The 17847-nt window shown below is 68.2% G+C and carries 18 protein-coding genes; 7 read left to right on the forward strand and 11 right to left on the reverse strand.

The features are described 5' to 3' along the window. The first annotated feature begins 80 nt into the window (after positions 1 to 80). Positions 81 to 923 carry a universal stress protein gene (locus ACO073_RS15780; protein WP_421998556.1) on the forward strand — a complete coding sequence of 281 codons (843 nt, stop codon included), beginning with the start codon at positions 81 to 83 and terminating at the stop codon, positions 921 to 923. 27 nt (positions 924 to 950) lie between these two features. Here ACO073_RS15780 and ACO073_RS15785 read toward each other — a convergent pair whose 3' ends face one another. The 9 genes from ACO073_RS15785 to ACO073_RS15825 form a co-directional block, all read right to left on the reverse strand. Further along, a complete protein-coding gene (locus ACO073_RS15785; RefSeq protein ID WP_421998557.1) occupies positions 951 to 1904 on the reverse strand; it encodes a glutamate cyclase domain-containing protein in 954 nt (317 codons plus the stop codon). 1 nt (position 1905) lies between these two features. After that, positions 1906 to 2871, reverse strand: coding sequence for an ABC transporter ATP-binding protein (locus tag ACO073_RS15790; protein ID WP_421998558.1), 966 nt, complete (start codon positions 2869 to 2871; stop codon positions 1906 to 1908). Beyond that, on the reverse strand, positions 2868 to 3839 hold the full coding sequence (locus ACO073_RS15795) for an ABC transporter ATP-binding protein (RefSeq protein ID WP_421998559.1): 972 nt from the start codon (positions 3837 to 3839) through the stop codon (positions 2868 to 2870). The genes ACO073_RS15790 and ACO073_RS15795 overlap by 4 nt, the downstream gene beginning before the upstream one ends. Beyond that, positions 3839 to 4744, reverse strand: a complete 906-nt coding sequence (locus tag ACO073_RS15800; protein ID WP_421998560.1) for an ABC transporter permease — start codon at positions 4742 to 4744, stop codon at positions 3839 to 3841. The genes ACO073_RS15795 and ACO073_RS15800 overlap by 1 nt, the downstream gene beginning before the upstream one ends. A 1-nt stretch (position 4745) precedes the next feature. Beyond that, entirely contained in the window at positions 4746 to 5696 is a 951-nt protein-coding gene (locus ACO073_RS15805; RefSeq protein WP_421998561.1) for an ABC transporter permease, read from the reverse strand. A gap of 113 nt (positions 5697 to 5809) precedes the next feature. Further along, a complete protein-coding gene (locus ACO073_RS15810) occupies positions 5810 to 7342 on the reverse strand; it encodes an ABC transporter substrate-binding protein (protein WP_421998563.1) in 1533 nt (510 codons plus the stop codon). 53 nt (positions 7343 to 7395) lie between these two features. Further along, complete coding sequence (locus ACO073_RS15815) at positions 7396 to 8424, reverse strand: glutamate cyclase domain-containing protein (RefSeq protein WP_421998564.1); 1029 nt, start codon at positions 8422 to 8424, stop codon at positions 7396 to 7398. Positions 8425 to 8433: 9 nt separating this feature from the next. Then, positions 8434 to 9477, reverse strand: a complete 1044-nt coding sequence (locus tag ACO073_RS15820) for a glutamate cyclase domain-containing protein (protein WP_421998565.1) — start codon at positions 9475 to 9477, stop codon at positions 8434 to 8436. A gap of 14 nt (positions 9478 to 9491) precedes the next feature. Next, a complete protein-coding gene (locus ACO073_RS15825; protein WP_422002155.1) occupies positions 9492 to 10511 on the reverse strand; it encodes a glutamate cyclase domain-containing protein in 1020 nt (339 codons plus the stop codon). Positions 10512 to 10637: 126 nt separating this feature from the next. Between ACO073_RS15825 and ACO073_RS15830 the strand changes: the two genes are divergently transcribed. The 6 genes from ACO073_RS15830 to ACO073_RS15855 are packed head-to-tail and all read left to right on the forward strand — an operon-like array spanning position 10638 to position 15754. After that, positions 10638 to 11555 (forward strand): LysR family transcriptional regulator, encoded by a 918-nt coding sequence (locus tag ACO073_RS15830; protein WP_421998566.1) that lies wholly within the window; start codon positions 10638 to 10640, stop codon positions 11553 to 11555. A gap of 55 nt (positions 11556 to 11610) precedes the next feature. Then, positions 11611 to 12327 carry a DUF1028 domain-containing protein gene (locus tag ACO073_RS15835; RefSeq protein WP_421998567.1) on the forward strand — a complete coding sequence of 239 codons (717 nt, stop codon included), beginning with the start codon at positions 11611 to 11613 and terminating at the stop codon, positions 12325 to 12327. Beyond that, the gene (locus ACO073_RS15840; protein ID WP_421998568.1) at positions 12324 to 13031 is read left to right on the forward strand and encodes a DUF1028 domain-containing protein; all 708 of its coding nucleotides are present in this window, start codon (positions 12324 to 12326) and stop codon (positions 13029 to 13031) included. Before ACO073_RS15835 ends, ACO073_RS15840 begins: the two co-directional genes overlap by 4 nt. Positions 13032 to 13043: 12 nt before the next feature. Then, on the forward strand, positions 13044 to 13751 hold the full coding sequence (locus tag ACO073_RS15845; RefSeq protein ID WP_421998569.1) for a DUF1028 domain-containing protein: 708 nt from the start codon (positions 13044 to 13046) through the stop codon (positions 13749 to 13751). Continuing rightward, entirely contained in the window at positions 13752 to 14456 is a 705-nt protein-coding gene (locus ACO073_RS15850) for a DUF1028 domain-containing protein (protein ID WP_421998571.1), read from the forward strand. It abuts the gene before it with no gap. Beyond that, positions 14453 to 15754 (forward strand): NtaA/DmoA family FMN-dependent monooxygenase, encoded by a 1302-nt coding sequence (locus ACO073_RS15855; protein ID WP_421998572.1) that lies wholly within the window; start codon positions 14453 to 14455, stop codon positions 15752 to 15754. The genes ACO073_RS15850 and ACO073_RS15855 overlap by 4 nt, the downstream gene beginning before the upstream one ends. Before the next feature lie 50 nt (positions 15755 to 15804). On the opposite strand, the gene ACO073_RS15860 is transcribed toward ACO073_RS15855, so the two are convergent. Together ACO073_RS15860 and ACO073_RS15865 are read right to left on the reverse strand one after the other, a co-directional pair. After that, positions 15805 to 16776 carry an ABC transporter ATP-binding protein gene (locus ACO073_RS15860; RefSeq protein WP_421998573.1) on the reverse strand — a complete coding sequence of 324 codons (972 nt, stop codon included), beginning with the start codon at positions 16774 to 16776 and terminating at the stop codon, positions 15805 to 15807. After that, positions 16773 to 17741, reverse strand: a complete 969-nt coding sequence (locus tag ACO073_RS15865; RefSeq protein WP_421998575.1) for an ABC transporter ATP-binding protein — start codon at positions 17739 to 17741, stop codon at positions 16773 to 16775. The genes ACO073_RS15860 and ACO073_RS15865 overlap by 4 nt, the downstream gene beginning before the upstream one ends. Positions 17742 to 17847: the final 106 nt, after the last annotated feature.

Below are 17847 nucleotides of genomic sequence, written 5' to 3' on the forward strand. Positions count from 1 at the left end.
CGTCAACGCGCCGCCCCGAGGGGCTGGTTCCCGCCTAGCAATCATCATGCTAGAGCAAATTGCCCGTTGGGAGGAGGCACATGCGTTCGATACTTGTCACCGTGGACGACACGCCGTCGTCGCTCGCCGCTCGGCGCCTGGCGGCGGCCTTGGCCCTGCGCACGGGCGCACAGTTGCACGGCGTGACCGGTTTCGAGATGGCCGATCTCGATCGCGGCGAGCTGGCGCCCCTGGGCGGCGCCGAATATGCCTACAATCGGCTGCAGCAGCGCGAGCGGCAGGCACGCGACCGTCGGGCGCGGGTGGCCGCGCTGCCCCAGGCCTTCGAGAGCTCGATGGCCGCCCAGGGCCTCGAGGCGCCGTGCTCGGTCATGGAAAGCGACGTCCGGAGCGAGCTCCTCCAGCGCATCGAGACCTGCGACCTGGTGATCACCGGCCGGGACGCCGAATTCCACCTCGAGCCGGCCGAGCATGGCGTGACGCCGCTCGTCGAGCACGTGATCCAGCACGGCAGCCGGCCTGTCCTCGTGACGGGTCCCGCGGTTCCCGACGGCGGACCGGTCCTGGTGGCCTACGACGGCAGCCTGCCGGCTGCGAAGTCGCTTCAGATGGCCGTTCTGGTCGGCATGCTGGAGGGGACGGCGGTGCACGTCCTGTCCATGGGCCAGCAGCATTCGGAGGCCCGTGCCGTGGCAGGGCGGGCGGCCGCGTTCCTGCAGGCGCACGGGATCGAACCCCAGATCGACACCAGCGAATCGCACGACGATCCGGCGGCCCAGATCACCCGCCGCGCCGGAGAGATCGGCGCCCGCCTGCTGGTGATGGGGGCCTTCGGTCATCGTCGCCTGCGCGACGTCCTGTTCGGCTCCTGCACCCGGCACCTGTTCGACGCGGTACCGCTGCCTCTCTTCATCTATCACTGAGGCCGGCGCGGGGCCTCGGCCGGTCCCTCAGAACTTGCGCACGCGCGGCGGATCGAGGGTCCTGTCGACGATATTGCGCATGAGGGTGACGAGGGCGGCGCTGGATACCGCCGGGACGCCGTCGCACCAGGGGATCCGCTCGCCGCCCCCGCCGTCGACCAGCCCCAGGCCGACTCCGACATGATGCAGGGCGATTTCCTCGTCCGGCGCATGACACAGGCCGGTATCGCGCTTCAGCAGGGCGAGCGCGGCGACCACGCCATAGGCGCCGATGTTCGATGTCGTGCCCACGGCCAGCACGTCGGTCGGCACGACGGAGAATACGCCGCCGCCGCAGGGCGTGGTCGTCGCCATCGTGTGCTCGGGCAGGCGCTTCTCGAGCGCCGCGTGGACCTTGCCGAAGCCGATCTCGTTGCCGCCGTCGCCGATCCCCAGCGTCGGCTTGCCGAGCGCCGCGGCCGTCCGGAAGATCGTGTCGACGTTGGCGCGGTGGGCGGAGCGGCTGACGCCCGTGACGCCGTAGATCTGGCCGTTCCGGTTGCCGCCCAGGCGCTCGATCGCCACGAACACGTCGTGCTTCGCGGCGATCTTCTCCTGCTGGCTGGTGTCGCCGAGGGCGAGAGGCTCGACCGCGGCGTCGATACCCGCACGTTCCACCAGCATGGCGATCGGCGGCAGGGGATCGGGATCGGTGTAGATCGTGACCTTGTGGCCAAGACGCGTGAGCGCCGCGGCCAGCACGACCGCGCCGAACGGGCCGTCGTTCTCGCCCACCGGCATGTGATCGGGCACGGCCGCACCGGTGACGATGGCCATGTCGGACGGCGGGCGGTCGAGCAGGCGGGCGGCGGCCAGCACCAGGGGTTCCGGCGAGACCGCGCGCGCGATTTCCCAGAGCACCCACTTCTTGCCGCGCGGCATGCCGGTGCGCCGCATCTCGATGTTGATCAGCTTGTCGATATTGTCCGCGGCGATCTCCAACTCACGCTCCCTTGGCGAGGCGGATGCACTTGGCCCAGTGGCCCGGTTCCAGCGGGTACTGCACGGGGTCGACGGCGGCGCATTCGTCGATCGCCACCGGGCAACGCGTGCGGAAGCGGCAGCCCGACGGCGGGTGAGCCGGGTCGGGAAGGTCGCCGGTGAGGATGACGCGCTGCCGCTTCGCCTCCAGCTCGGGATCCGGGACCGGCACGGCCGACATCAGCGCCCGGCTGTAGGGATGGGCGGGCGCCTCGTAGATCCCACGCTTGCCGGCGAACTCGACGATGCGGCCGAGATACATGACGGCGATGTCGTCGCTGACATGCCGCACGACGCTTAGGTCGTGAGAGATGAAGATGTAGGCGAGGCCGAGCCGCTGCTGCAGGTCCTGCAGGAGGTTCACGATCTGGGCCTGGATCGAAACGTCGAGCGCCGACACGGGCTCGTCGCACACGATCAGCTCCGGTTCGACCGCGAGCGCCCGGCAGATCGCGACGCGCTGCGCCTGCCCGCCGCTCAGCTCGTGCGGGTAACGCTCGACGAGGTGGCCGGCCAGGCCGACCATGTCCAGCAGCTGGCGGATTCGCGGTGCGCGGGCGCCGCCGGGATGCAGGCCATGGATGTCGAGCGCCTCGCCGACCAGGGCGCCGATCGGCATGCGCGGGTTCAGCGAGGCGTGGGCATCCTGGAAGATGATCTGCAGCTTGCGGCGCATCCGGCGCAGCGCCGACCGCTCTAGGCCGCAGAGGTCGGTGCCGTTGAACACGACGCGGCCGGCGGTCGGCCGCACGAGCTGCAGCAGGGCGTAGCCGGTCGTCGACTTGCCGCAGCCCGATTCGCCGACCAGGCCAAGCGTGCGGCCGCGTTCGACGCGGAAGCTGACGCCGTCGACAGCCTTGACCGCGCCAGGCGAGCCCGGCCGGCCGTAGACGACTTCCAGGTCCTCGACCTCGAGCAGGGCGCTCATGGCGACAGGTCCGCGAGGCAGGCCGCCCAATGCTCGGCCCCGAAGTTGCGCCGCTCCGGCGGCCGCTGGCGGCATTCCGAGACGGCGACGCGGCAACGCGGCAGGAAGGGGCAGAGGGGGATCGGGTCGATCAGGTTGGGCGGCAGTCCCTCGATCGGCGTCAGGCGCGGCCCGCCCGTGCCGTCGAGGCGGGGCGTCGAGCCCATGAGGCCGAGCGTGTAGCCGTGGGCGGGGCGATGGAACAGCTCGCGCACCGGAGCGGTCTCGACGATCCGGCCGGCGTACATGACGTTCACGCGATCGCAGAGGCCGGCGACGACGCCGAGATCGTGGCTGATCCAGATGACGGAGGTGCCGCTGTCGTGCTGAAGGCGCTTCACCAGGTCGATGATCTGGGCCTGGATCGTCACGTCGAGAGCGGTGGTGGCCTCGTCGGCGATCAACAGGCGGGGGTTGCACGAGAGCGCAATGGCGATCATGACGCGCTGGCGCATGCCGCCGGAGAACTGGTGCGGGTAGGCGGCGAGGCGCCGCTCGGCCATCGGGATGCCGACCATCTCGAGGAGCTCGATCGCGCGGCGGCGCGCCGCGGTGCCGTCCAGCTTCCGATGGCGGCGCAGGACTTCGGTCATCTGCCGTCCCACCGTGAGCACCGGGTTCAGCGAGCGCATCGGGTCCTGGAAGATCATGGCCATGCGGGCGCCGCGGATCTCGCGCGCCTGGGCCTCGCTCAGTCGAAGCAGGTCGGTCCCTTCGAGCGTGATGGCGTCGGCAGTGACGCGACCCGGCGGTTCGGGCACCAAGCGCATGATGGAGAGCGCGGTCACGCTCTTGCCGCTGCCGCTTTCGCCAACGAGGCCCAGCACCTCGCCTTCTTCGAGATCGAAGGAGACGCCGTCGACGGCGCGCACGACGCCGCGATCGGTGGCGAACCGGGTCTGCAGGTTGCGGACGCTCAGCAGCGCCATCAGCCCTCTCCCTCGGCGAGGCGCCGGCGGGTGCGCCAGGCCCGCGGATCGAGCGCGTCGCGCAATCCGTCGCCCATGAAATTGATGCTGAGCACGCAGAGAACGATGATTCCCGTGGGCGCCATGAACATCCAGGGTGCGTCACCCAGGAATCGCCGGGCCTCGCTCATGTCGCGGCCCCAGCTGGGCTGCGGCGGCTGGGTGCCGAACCCGAGGAAGGAGAGCGATGCCTCGGACACGACGGCGGCCGAGAACACGACGGTGAGCTGCACGACGATGGGCGAGACGACGTTGCGCAGGATGTGCGCGAGCACGATGCGGGTCGTCGGCGCGCCGAGCGCGCGGGCGGCGGTGACGTAGACATCCTCGCGCACCGCCAGCGTCGAGCCGCGCACGATGCGGGCGAGCACGGGCGCCTGGACGAGGCCGAGCGCCAGCATGACGTTCTGGATCTCGGGTCCCAGCAGGCCGACCAGCGCCACGGCCAGGAGCAGCGGCGGAAAGGTCAGGAAGGCGTCGACCATGCGCATCAGGAGGTTGTCGACGCGGCCGCCCAGGTAGCCGGAGGTCAGGCCCAGCGGGACACCGAGCGAGAACGCGAAGGCCACGACCAGGATCCCGACGCTGAGCGACGTGCGCGCGCCCCAGATCAGGCGTGAGAAGATGTCGCGACCGAAATGGTCGGTGCCAAGCCAGTGCTCGAGCGACGGCGGCTTCAGCTTGGCGCTCAGCTTGATCTGCACGGGGTCGAAGGGCGAGACCCAGGGCGCCAGGATGGCCGCGAGCGCGATCAGCACCAGGAAAGCGAAGCCCGCCATGGCGGCGCGGTGGCGCGGGAACTGGCGAGCGGCCAGGGCGAAGGCGCTCGATATGCGGGGCGCGGCAGAGGGGGTGACCGTCGACATCTCAGAAGCGGATGCGCGGGTCGAGCAGGGCGTAGAGGGCGTCCGCCAGGATGTTCGCGAACAGGAAGAAGGCGGCGATGACCAGGGTGAAGCCCTGGATCACGGGAAAGTCGCGGTTGACCACGGCGTTCAGCACGGCGGAGCCCATGCCCGGAACGGCGAAGATGTACTCGATCGTCACCTGGATGCCGATCATGTAGCCGAACTGAATCGCGGCCATGGTCACGAACGGGATCATCGCGTTCTTGAGCGCGTGGACGACGATGATGGTCGGCGGCATCAGCCCCTTGGCGCGTGCCGTGCGCATGTAGTCCTGCGACAGCACGTCGATCATGCTCGACCGCAGCAGGCGGGTAAGGATCGCCGTCTGCAGGGTGCCGAGCGCGACCGCCGGGATGATGAACGGACGGATGTAGGTCCAGAGGCCGCCGGAGACCTGCTCGGCCGTACCGATTCCGGTGATCGGCAGCCAGTCGAGCTTGATCGAGAAGACATAGATCAGGATCAGCGCCAGCCCGAAGTTGGGAATGGCGAAGCCGGCGACCGTGTAGCCGGTACAGAGATAGTCGATCCAGGTATTGCGTCTCAGCGCCGCCAGCACGCCCAGGGGAATCGATACCAAGAGGGCGAAAGCCATCGCCGCGGCGGCAAGCTGCAGGCTGACCGGCAGCCGTTCGGCCAGGAGGCTCGTCACGGGATCGTTGAGCCGGATCGAGCGGCCGAGATCGCCCGTGACGACCTTGCTGATCCACAGCAAATACTGCTCGGGCAACGAGCGGTCGAGGTTGAACTCCTCGCGCATCGCCTCGGCGGCTTCCTTGGAGGTCTGCATGCCGAGCATGATCTGGACCGGATCGCCGGGCGTCGCCCGCGTGATCAGGAACGTCATCAGCGAGACCACGATCAGGACCAGCGGAACCTGGATCAGGCGTCGCCCGAGATAGCGCCACATCGATCAGCCCTTCGGGGAGATTGTCGGAGGGGCCGCAGCCTGCGAGCGGGTCCAGCCTGCCGCGGCCCCTCCGACGACTCGCGCACCGTCGCCGGCGCGCGAGAAGGATGTCTTCAGCTCCATTCGATCGTGTCGAGCTTTTCCATGTACTCCTGGGGCGTCGGATCGAAGCCCTTCAGGGACTTGTTGAATACCTGGATGTTCGTGGTGTTGCAGTGATAGATCAGCGGGCACTCGTCGAGCGTCATGTCGACGATCTTGTGGTACATGCCCTCGCGCTTGGCGGCGTCGCGCTCGCTGCGGGCGCCGTCGAGCAGCGTGTCCATCAGCGGATTGTTGTAGCCGGACGCATTGCCCTTGCTGTGCAGGAACCACCAGGAGGTGGCGTCGGGGTCCGGGGCCACCAGGGTGATGTCCTCGAGGACCTGGTCGTAGCGCCGGTTCAGCCACAGATTGTTGTAGCCGCCCATGTCCATGTTCTTGATCTTGTAGGTGATGCCGATCTGGCTGACCATCGCGGCCACCAGCTCGAGCTCCTTGCGGAGCCAGTCCTTGTCCGAGGTGATGACCTCGACCTCGTAGCCCTTGGCGCCGGCCTGGGCCATCAGCTCCTTGGCCTTCTTCAGGTCGCCGTTCTTGGGATACTTGAGCAGCGGCTTGCGGAAGGCGAGGTAGCCTGCGGGGATCTGGTTGTCGGTGGCGATCGCCTCGCCATAGTAGATCTCGTTCACGATCGCCTCGCGGTCGATCGCGTAGGAGATGGCCTGGCGCACCAGCTTGTTCTCGAACGGCGTGCCGGTCTTCTTGAGGTTGAACTGCTGATAGTCCCATTCCCAGCCCGGCGTCGACTTGACGACGAAGTTGCTGTTCTTGCGCACCCCGGCCACTTCCTTCGGGTCGGGATGGGTGACGAAGTCGAGCTCGTTCTTCATCAACGCCTGCAGGCGGGTCGTCGAATCCGGGATGGCGCGATAGACGATCTTGTCCATCTTCGGGAAACCGGTGCGCCAGTAGTCGGGATTGCGCACCAGCACGATCTCGGCGCCGCGCTTGCTCTCGATCTGGAAGGCGCCGTTGCCCACCGGCGTGGCGGAGTAGGCCTGGTTGCCCATCTCCTTGTGCGCCTTGGCCGAGATCATGGTGCCGCCATAGCCCATGGTGACGCCGGGGAAGGCGCCGAAGGGCTGCTTGGTCTTGACCTCGACGACGTACTTGCCGTCGGCCTTGACCGTATCGACCGGGAAGAGGGCGGTGCCGACCTGGAAGCTCTTCGATTCCAGGTGGTAGTTCCAGGTGTAGACCACGTCCTCGGCGGTGAACTCGCCGAAGCCCTTCTGCCACTTCACGCCCTCGCGAAGCTTGATGCGCCAGGTCAGCGGATCGGGGTTGGCCCATTCCAGCGCCAGCATCGGCTCGATGGTGCGCTTGCCGAAGTCGATCCGCACCAGGCCGTCAAAGATGTTGTAGAGGACCAAGCCGCCCTGGATGTCGAAGCGGATCACCGGGCTCAGATTGCCGAACTCGCCGCCCCAGACGCCGACCCGAAGGTCGCGCTTGCCCTGGGCGATCGCCGGCGCGCGGCCGGTGCCGAGAAGAAGGCCAGCGCCGACCGCTCCCGTCGTGAATCCCCGACGTGTGATTCCCATTCCGTTTGTCATCGTCGACCCCTTCCTCATCACCGCCTCCTGCTTCGTACTCGTCAGAAGCCCCTGTCGTATTCCTTCAGGCCGTTCTCAACGATCTGGTGCAGGATGGTGATCAAACTTGCCTGCACCCTGTCCGATGTGCCGTCCACGTAGGGGATGAGCCGGGAATAGGCCCCGTCCATCGCTCCTCCCGCGACGCTGCCCAGCACGATCCGCAGCTCCGTCGCCTCGTCATGCAGCACCTCTCGATTGCCGAGATGGCCCGCCAGCGCCGCTGCGATGCCGTACGCTCCCCAATTCGAAACCGCGGCGAACACCAGGACGTCGCATTCAGTAACCGTGCCAACGCCGCCGTGGCACGGGCAGCCGCAGTCCTTTCCGAAGGGCTGGATCTCGCGCACCGCTTCCTTGATGACGCCGCAGCCGATCTCGTTGCCGCCGTCGCCGACGCCGATCGTCGGGATGCCGTTGGCGCGGGCGAAGTCGGCGAGATGGTAGGCGCTCGCGATCTTGTCCGGCGTACGCGGTGTTCCCATGATCGAGTGGTAGATGCCTTTGACGTTGGGCCCGACCTTCTCGATGAAGATCATGGCCGCCGGCTTGTATTTGCGGGCGAGCGCGGCCGCGGCCTTCTTGCCGGCGGCGTCGCCCAGCGGAAAATCGATCGCCAGCGCCACCGACCGGCGCTGCTTGAACAGCTTCTCGTCGACGACGGCGATGCCGGCGGCCTCGGTGGCCTTGACCGTCGCCGGCATGTTGCGCGCCTCGCTGATCAGGATGGGCTTGGCGCCCAGCCCGATCTCGATGGCGCGGGCGATGGCGGCCGCACCCGGCGGGCCGTCGGTCTCGCCGGCCGGCAGGCCGGGCGGCGTACCGGCGCCCGTGACGACGAACACGTTGTCGCCGGGCTTCACCGAATCGATCAGGAGCTTGGCCGCCAGCCAGGTGAGCGGCTTCTTCTGCTTCTTGCGCGCCGCCTCGTAGAGCGGATAGGTGACGCCGCGCGGCAGGCCGGCGCGGAAGCGCATCTCGATGTTGATCGCGCGATCGATGGAATCGCCGACGATTTCGTCTATTGCCACTGTCTTCTCCTAGAAGGCTCGCTTGAAGCCGCTCAGCAGCCCGTTGCGCACGATGATGCCAAGCATGGTGACGACGGCGCAGGACATCTCGGCCGGCATGCCGTCGACTTGAAGGATGTGGCGGCCGGTGCTTCCGTCGGCGCCGTGGGCATCGACGCAGGCCTCGATCATGCGGCGCTCGGTCTCCGCCGAATGCATGATTTCCGGCTTCCCGGTGAGCACGGCGAGGGCAGCCTCGACCGCGTAGGCCCCCCAGTTGGAGGTATTGGCGGGGACCAGCACGTCGGTCTTGACCCGGGTGCACAGGCGCTCGCCGTTCGGCTTGTACTTCGCCACGGCGTCGGGGATCAGGCCGAAACCGATCTCGTTGCCGTTGTCGCCGATGCCGAGCGAGGGGATGCCCCGGCGCGCCGCCTCGTCGAACAGGCATTCGGCACGGGCGCGGTCTCCCGCCGTCGGCGTCCCGGTGGAGGTATGGGCGATGCCCCTGGAATTCGGGCCGATCTTCTCGATGCTGATCACCAGTGCCGGCTTGTAGGTGTCGAGATAATGGGCAGCCTGCTGCTCGGCGGTCTCGTCGTAGGCGAGCGGCAGGACGGCCGTGGTGTATCCCGTGTCGAGGGCGTGGCGCGGCTCGCGGATGCCCAATCCGACGGCCAGCGTCGTCGCGGCCAGATTGTCGACGAACGGCGCCTCGGTGAAGAGGAGGGGCACCGCGCCGGTCGCGGCATGGATGGCAAGCGCCAGCGCCGCCACGCCCGGCGGACCGTCGGTCTCGCCGGCGGGCAAAAAGCGCGGATCGCCGGCACCCGTGGTGATGAACACCGTCTTGCCCGGACCGAGATGCTCGAGGATCTGGCGCGCGGCCAGCATGGAGAGCGGGCCGCCGCCCTGGGCGGCGCACGCCGCCTCGTGGAGGTTGACGATGACGTTGCGCGAGGTCGGCGAGATACGGGCCTCGACGGTGACCAGCCGATCGATGTGGCGGCCGATCAGGGCATATTGCTCGGGCGTGGCCGAGCTGTGGCGGGCGACGTGCTGGGCAAGATCCATGGCAGGCCCACCGCTCAGTGCGTCAGTCCGGCATCGGGCGGCTCGAGATTCTTGCGCACGATGTTGGACAGGAACTGCATGCAGGCCATCGAGGTCTCGCCGTCGAGCCCGTCGACCAGGAACTCGGTGGTGCAGTACATGGCCTCGAGCCCGCCGGCATCGAGGCAGGCCTGGACGATGCGCTTCTCCATCGCCGGCGAGTGGATGAGCTGGGGCTTCTTGAGCAGGTAGGCGAGGCAGGCCTCGATGCCGTAGCAGCCCCAGTTGGACATCATGGCCGGTATGACGATGTCGGTCTTCACGACGGTGGCCAGTGCCTTGCCCTTGGGCATGGTCTTGACCACAGCGTCATAGATGGTGCCGAAGCCCAGCTCGTTGCCGTGATCGCCGATGCCGACCGAGAAGATCTTGCGGCGGTTGGCCTCGGTCACGACATCGCCGATGTCGATGCAGCCTTCGAACTTCGACTCCGGGCCGGTGAGCGGCAGGCCGGTGGCGGTGTGCACGTTGCCGTCGGCGCCGGCGCCGAGGCGCTCGGCGCTGACCACCGCCTTCGGCTTGTATTCCTCGTAAATCTGCTGGATCCAGGCCTTGATCTTCGACTGGTCGGTCGGAGCGTTCACGATCGCCGCGCCGAGATGGCGGTCGCGCGCCTGGACGAACGGCTTGACCATCAGGCCGGCCGCTTCGCTCGACGCCACGATCGGGTCGGCGTGGCAAGCCTCGTTGACATAGACCGGAATGGCGCCGAGCCCGCGATAGAGGATGCGGGCCAGCGAGGCCGCGCCCGGCGGGCCGTCGCTCTCGCCCTTGGGCATCGTCGGCTCGTAGCCGGCGCCGGTCATGATGAACACGACATCGCCTTTGCCGAGCGCCTTCATCAGGCCCTCGGCCGCTGCCATGGTCACCGGCCTGTCGCCTGCGGCCTTGCGCGCCGCCTCGTACATCGGTAGCAGCACGCCATGCGGCATGCCGTGGTTCTTCGCCTCGATGGTGATCAACCGATCCACCGCCTCGCCGACCATGTCGAGCATCGTCACTGTCCCCGGATTGTCCTGCTGGTGCGTAATTGGGCGCGCTGCCCAGTGATCGCACAAGATCAATTTTTGCTTCGACACGATGCCGATTCGGCATCACTATCGAAAGCAGAGGCCGAACAGATGACCAACGCCAACATCCGATACTTCGCCACCGTGGCTCGCCACGGCTCGATCCGCGAGGCCGCCGAGGAACTCAACGTCGCCCAGTCCGCGCTCAGCCGCCAGATCCAGAAGCTCGAGGAGGATCTCGGCGTTCCGCTGTTCCAGCGTCATGCCCGCGGCGTCGAGCTGACCTCGGCGGGAGAGATCTTCCTGCGCCATGCGCGTTCCAGCCTTCGCCAGGAGGAGCGCGTCCGCTCCGAACTCGACGCGCTGAAGGGACTCCGGCGCGGGACGGTGAACCTGCAGGCGATCGAATCGCTGGTTCCGGGCGTGCTGCCGCAGGTGATCGTCGGCTTCAGCCGGCGCCATCCCGGCATCACCTTCAACGTGACCGTCGACCGCTCCGACCGCATCATGGCGGCGGTGCGCGAGGGGCGGACCGACATCGGCCTCGTCTTCTATCCGACCGGCGAAAGCGAGGTCACCAGCGTCTTCAAGATGCGCGAGCCGCTGGTCGCGTTGATGTCGCCGCGTCATCCGCTGGCCAGGAAAGCCAAGGTCTCGCTGGCCGAAAGCATCGGCTACCCGATCGCGCTGCCGCTGAAGAACTCGGGCAGCCGCATGCTGATCGACATCGCCTGCAAGGCGGCAGGAATCTACATGGACCCGGTGCTGGAGACCAACTCGATCCAGCTGCGCGTGCAGTTCGTCCACGTGAACAACGGCATCACCTTCCATTCGAAGCTGTCGGCGGCCGACAGCCTCACGACGGGCAAGGTCGTGGCCGTGCCGATCCGCGACCGAATCGTCAATACGGCGACGATCGACGTCATCACGCATGCGTCGCGCCAGCTGCCGCTGGTGGCCGACGAGTTCGTGCGTTTCCTGCAGGGTGCGTTGCAGGATTTGCGCGAGCCCCTCAGCAGCGCAGCATAGGTCGTGGCGTATTTCATGCATCGCGTCGCCCCGACCTCGTAGGGAGAAGACGTCCATGACATTCACGCTGGTGGCGCGCTGTCCCAAGAGCGGGCAGCTGGGAATCGGGATCGCGACTTATTCGATCTGCGTCGGTCTCTACTGCAACGGCCTGCGCCCGAATGTCGGCGCCACGATGAGCCAGGCCTTCGTCAATCAGGGCAACAACACGCTGGCCCTGCGCCTTCTCGAACAGGGCTTCTCGCCGGCGCGCGTGCTGGCGGAGCTCGGCGCCAACGACCCGGATCACGAGTATCGCCAGATCGCGGTCATCGACCGCGACGGAAATGCCGTGGCGTACACGGGTCCCAAGACGCGCGGCTGGGCGGGCCACAAGGTCGGCGATGGCTATGTCTCCATGGGCAACGTGCTGGCCGGTCCGGAGGTCGTCGAGGCGATCGCCGACGCGTACGAGAAGCACGCCGACGAATCCTTCGAGCGCCGGCTCCTGCGGGCGATCGAGGCCGGCCGGGATTCGGGCGGGCAGGCGGGCAACGACGGCCATCTGACCGAGCGCTCGGCGGGCCTGTTCGTGTACGGCGCCTACGATCATGCCGAGCTCGACCTGCGCGTCGACCTGCACGACAAGGCGGTAGACGAGTTGCGGCGTGCCTTCGAGGAGTACGAGCTTTATCGCGGCTACTACCGCGATCGAGGCAGGAACCCGCGCGACGCCGTCCCGCAGGACGTGTTCGTCGCCGGCCTCGAGCCCCGGAAGGAGGCGGCGCAATGACCTACTCGATCATCGGACGCTGCCCCAGGACCGGCCGACTCGGCCTCGGCATCACGACCTTCTCCCTGGCCGTCGGCGGCCGCTGCGAGGGCGTCGCGGCGAACATCGGCGTCTGCAAGACGCAGGCCTTCCCCAACCGGACGAACGACCCGCTCGGCATCAAGCTGATGGCGCAGGGCTACGTCCCGTCCCGCGTGATGGAGATGTTCGCGGCCAACGATACCGAGCACGACTATCGCCAGATCGCCATCATGGACCGCGATGGGCGCGTCGCCGCCCATACCGGGTCGGGCACGCGGGGCTGGTCGGGCCACGAGATCGGCGCGGACTGCGTGGCGTTCGGCAACGGGCTGGTCGGGCCGCAGGTGCTGACCGGCCTGATCGCGGGCTTCACCGCGCGGCCCGACGAGGCTCTGGAGTACCGGCTGATGCGTGCGCTCGAAGGCGGCCGCGACGCGGGCGGGCAGGGCAACGCCACGACCCACAAGCCCGAACGGTCGGCGGCGATCAAGGTCGTCGACCGCCTCGACTATCCCGAGGTCGACGTCCGCGTCGACGTCCATCCCACCGCCGTCGAGGAGCTGCGCCGCGTCCTCGAGGAGTTCAAGCTCTACGAGGACTTCTACCGAGAGCGCGGACGGAACCCGGGCAAGGCGATTCCGCAGGATGTCTTCGTCGCCAATCTCAAGGCGCGGCGCGCGTAGGAGAGTAGTCGCATGACATACACAGTGCTGGGCCGCTGCCATCGCACGGGGCGCCTCGGGATCGGGATTGCCACCTTTTCGATCACCGTCGGCCGCTACTGCTGGGGCGTGAAGTCGATGACCGGCGTGACCGTGAGCCAGGCCTTCGCCAACGAGCGCAACAATGCGCTGGCGCTGCGCCTGCTGACGCAGGGCTTCACGGCGCGATCGGTGGTGCAGCAGCTTCTCGACAACGATCCCTATGGCGACTACCGGCAGATCGGGGTCATCGACCGAAGCGGGCTTGCCGTCGCCCATACCGGCCCGCACTGCCGCGGCTGGGCCGGCCACGTCGTGGGCGAGAACTACATCGCCTTCGGCAACGGCCTCGTCGGTCCAGAGGTCGCAGACGCAATCGCCAAGGGCTTCCTGGCCGAGCCCGATGCCGACCTGGAACATCGCCTGCTGATGGGCATCGAGGCGGGACGCGACGCCGGCGGGCAGGGGACCCGCGAACGGCCGAAGACGGAGCGTTCCGCGGCCTTGCGCGTCTACTCGACCGACCCCTTCGCCGACATCGACCTGCGCGTCGACCTGCACGACAAGGCGATCGACGAACTGCGGCGCGTCTGGACCGAATTCAAGCAGTACGAATCCTACTATCGCCACCGCGAGCGCAATCCGCAGGGGGCCATGGGCCAGGAAGAATTCATGAAGACCCTGCGGGCTGCGGAGGCCTAGATGACCTTTTCAATCGTCGCGCGCTGCCCGCAGACGGGCCGCCTCGGGCTCGGCATCGCCACCTTCTCGATCGGGTCCGGCGGGCGCTGCGAGGGCGTCCTGGCCGGAGTAGGCATCTGCAAGACGCAGGCCTTCACCAACCGCGGCAACGATCCGCTCGCCATCGAGCTGATGGCCCAGGGTCTGGGGCCCGCGCAGGTCATGCGGATGCTGGAAGCCAACGATCCCGATCATGCCTATCGCCAGATCGGCATCATCGACCGCGACGGCAATCCCGTCGGCCATACCGGTTCGGGCTGCCGGCCCTGGGCAGGGCACAAGGTCGGCAAGGGCTACGTCGCGTTCGGCAACGTGCTGGCGGGGCCGCACGTGCTCGAGGCGATCTGCGCCGGCTTCGAGAAGGAGCCGGACGGCCTGCTCGAGTTCCGCATCCTGGCGGCGCTTGAGGGCGGCCGCGATTCGGGCGGCCAGGTCGGCGCCAACGGCCACCTGACGGAGCGATCGGCGGCGATCCGCGTCGTTTCCGATCCCGACTATCCGGACATCGACGTCCGCGTGGACCTGCACGACGACGCGATCGGCGAGCTGCGCCGCGTGCTGGTCGAGTTCAAGCGCTACGAGGTGTTCTACCGCGACCGCGGCCGCGATCCGTCGACCGCCATCACCCAGGACGAGTTCGTCCGCAGGCTGGAGGCGAGCGCATGAAGAAGCCGTTCCACCTCGCCTGGTTCCTGTCGCAGGGCTACGGCCCCAAGAGCTGGCGCAGCGACTGGCCGGGCAGCGACCTCAATCGCTGGATGATGCCCGACATCTTCGTCGACCTCGCGAAGGGCCTGGAGCGCGGCTGCTTCGACTACATCATCATCGAGGATTCCTCGAACGTGCCCTACACCTACAAGGGCAGCCACGACACCTACCTGCAGTACGGGGCGAGCGCGCCCAAGCTCGATCCGGCGGTGCTGGTCCCGTACCTCGCCATGGCGACGAAGCACCTCGGCATCGTGCCGACGCTGTCGGTATCGGAGTACCCGCCGTACCTGCTGGCGCGCCTGGTCAACTCGCTCGACCACGTCACGGAAGGCCGCATCGGCTGGAACTGCGTGACCGGCAGCAACGACGGCGCGGCGCAGAACTACGGCCACGAGAAGCACCGCCCGCACGACGAGCGCTACGACGTGGCCGACGAGTTCGCCGACGTCGTGACCCGCCTGTGGGAGGCGTGGGAGCCCGACGCCGTGGTGCTCGACCGCGAGAAGCCGATGTTCGCCGACGGCTCGAAGGTCCATGCGATCCACCACGAGGGCAAGTACTTCAAGGTGCGCGGGCCGATCAACGCGCCGCGCTCGCCGCAGGGCCGGGTGCCGATCTGCCAGGCCGGCGGCTCGCCGCGCGGCCAGCGCTTCGCCTCGCGCTGGGCCGACACGATCATCACCAACGCGCCGACGGTGGAGCACATGAAGGCCTACCGCGAGGAGGTGCGGCAGGGCGCGGTGGCGGCCGGGCGCAATCCGGACGACATCAAGGTCCTGTTCCTTGCCCAGCCGCTGATCGACGTCAGCATGGAGGCGGCACGCGAGCGCCGGCGGCTGGAAGAGGTCGATGGCATGAAACACATCGATTCGACCCTCTCCAGCATGTCGCGCATCACCGGCATCGACTTCTCGAAGTTCGACCTCGACGAGCCGCTGCCGCCGACGCTCACGACCAACGGTCACCAGTCGACACTGGCCAAGTGGATCGGCAAGACGCCCCGCGCGCTCGCGCGGACCGCGACCGCCAAGCAGGGCATCGACTTCACCGGCACGCCGGACCACGTCGCCGGGGTGATGCAGGAGATCATGGAGGAGGTCGGCGGCGACGGCTTCCTGATGTTCAATCCATACTTCGACCGCCGCTACGTCATGGAAGTGTGCGACGGGCTGGTGCCCGAGCTGCAGCGCCGTGGCCTCACGCGGAAGGCCTACGCCCACAAGCACCTGCGCGACAACCTGATGGAGTTCTGACGGCCGGGGATCGCGAGGCGACGGGGTCGAGGCTCCCCGCTGCGGGAGCGCTACGCCCGCTGATCGGCCAGGTGACAGGCGACCTCGCGGCCGTCGACTGTCTGCAGCACCGGGAGCTCGACGCGGCAGCGGTCGGTGGCCATCGGGCAGCGCGGGTGGAAGGCGCAGCCGGAGGGCGGGGCAAGCGGGCTCGGAATCTCGCCCTGCACGGCGGCGCGCTGCCGCGGGCGTCCCGGCCTGGGCACTGGAACGGCGGCGAGCAGGGCCTCGGTATAGGGATGGAGAGGGCGGCGGTAGATCGTCTCCTTGTCGCCGATCTCGACGATGCGGCCGAGATACATCACCGCCACGCGGTCAGCGATGTGCCGCACGATGCGCAGGTCGTGGGAGACGAAGACGTAGCTGAGGCCGCGCTCGTTCTGGAGGTCGCGCAGGAGGTTCACCACCTGTCCCTGCACCGAGACGTCGAGCGCCGACACCGGCTCGTCGCAGACGATCAGCGCCGGATCGAGCGCCAGCGCACGGGCGATGCCGATGCGCTGGCGCTGGCCGCCGGAGAACTGGTGCGCGTAGCGCGACCCGTGCTCGGGCAAGAGGCCCACCATCGCGAGCAGCGCCGGCGCCCGCTCGCGGCACTCGCGGCGCGAGCGGCCGGCGAGGCGCAGCGGCTCTGTGACGATCTCGTCGACGCGCATGCGCGGGTTCAGAGAGCCATACGGATCCTGGAAGATCATCTGGAAGCGGCGGCGCAGGGCCTGCAATGCCGCGCCCTCGGCGGCGGCGATGTCGCTGCCGTCGAAGAGGACCGTGCCCGAGGTCGGATCGAGGAGGCGGATCAGCAGGCGGCCGAGCGTGGACTTGCCGCAGCCGCTCTCGCCGACCAGGCCCAGCACCTCGCCGCGGGCGACGGAGAGATCGACGTTCTCGACCGCATGGACGGTGCCGACCTGGGCGATGCCCAGTGGGCCACCGAGGACGGGGAAATGCTTGGTGAGCCCGCGGGCGGCGATCAGCTCGGTCATGCCACGGCATCCAGCGGGCGGATGCAGGCCGCGACATGGTCGGGGCCGCGCGGCGCGAGCGGCGGATCGGCCGCGCGGCAGGCGTCGACCGCGTGGGTGCAGCGCGGCTGGAAGCGGCAGCCCGACGGCAGGTCGGTCGGCGCCGGAACCGTGCCCTCGATGACGGCCAGGCGATCGCTCGCTTCCTCGTCGGGGACGCAGCGCAGCAGGGCGGCGGAATAGGGATGGGCGGCGGCGGCAAACAGCGTGGCCGTCTCGGCGCGCTCGACGACGCGGCCGGCATACATGACGACGACGCGGTGGGCATGCTCGGCGACGATGCCGAGGTCGTGGGTGATGAACAGGATGCCCATGCCGAACTCGGCCTGGAGGTCCGACAGCAGGTCCATGATCTGGGCCTGGATGGTGACGTCGAGCGCCGTCGTGGGTTCGTCGGCGATCAGAAGGGCGGGCTCGCAGGCCAGCGCCGCGGCGATCATCACGCGCTGGCGCATGCCGCCCGACAGGCGATGCGGGTAGTCGTCGTAGCGACGGGCGGCGGACGGGATGCCGACGCGATCGAGGAGCGCGATCGCGCGGGCGCGGGCGTCGCGCTTCGACAGGCCGCGGTGCAGGCGAAGGGGCTCGGCGACATGGGCCCCCACCGACAGGAGCGGGTTCAGGGACGACATCGGCTCCTGGAAGATCATGGCGATCCGGTCGCCGCGGATCGTCGCCATCGCCCGTTCGTCGAGGGCGGCGAGGTCACGGCCCTCGAAGCGGATGACGCCGCGGGTCAGGCGGCCGGGCTCCTGGAGAAGGCGCATGACGGCGAGGGCGGTGACGCTCTTCCCGCTGCCGCTTTCGCCGACGAGGGCCACAGTCTCATGGGGCTCGACGGCGAAGCTCACGCCGTCGACGACGGTCGTGGACCTTCCGGACGGTCCAAAGGCGACGGCGAGATCTGAAATATCGAGGAGGGCCAAGGACGATCCAATTCACATTTTCAAATGTTCGATTAATCGTACATTCGGACATTGATCATTGTCACCTGTCTCGCTAGGCTTGCCGGGCAGGACAATTGAGGAACAA

The sequence above is a fragment of the Reyranella sp. genome (assembly GCF_965229815.1).
In the GTDB taxonomy this organism is placed as follows: Bacteria; Pseudomonadota; Alphaproteobacteria; order Reyranellales; family Reyranellaceae; genus Reyranella.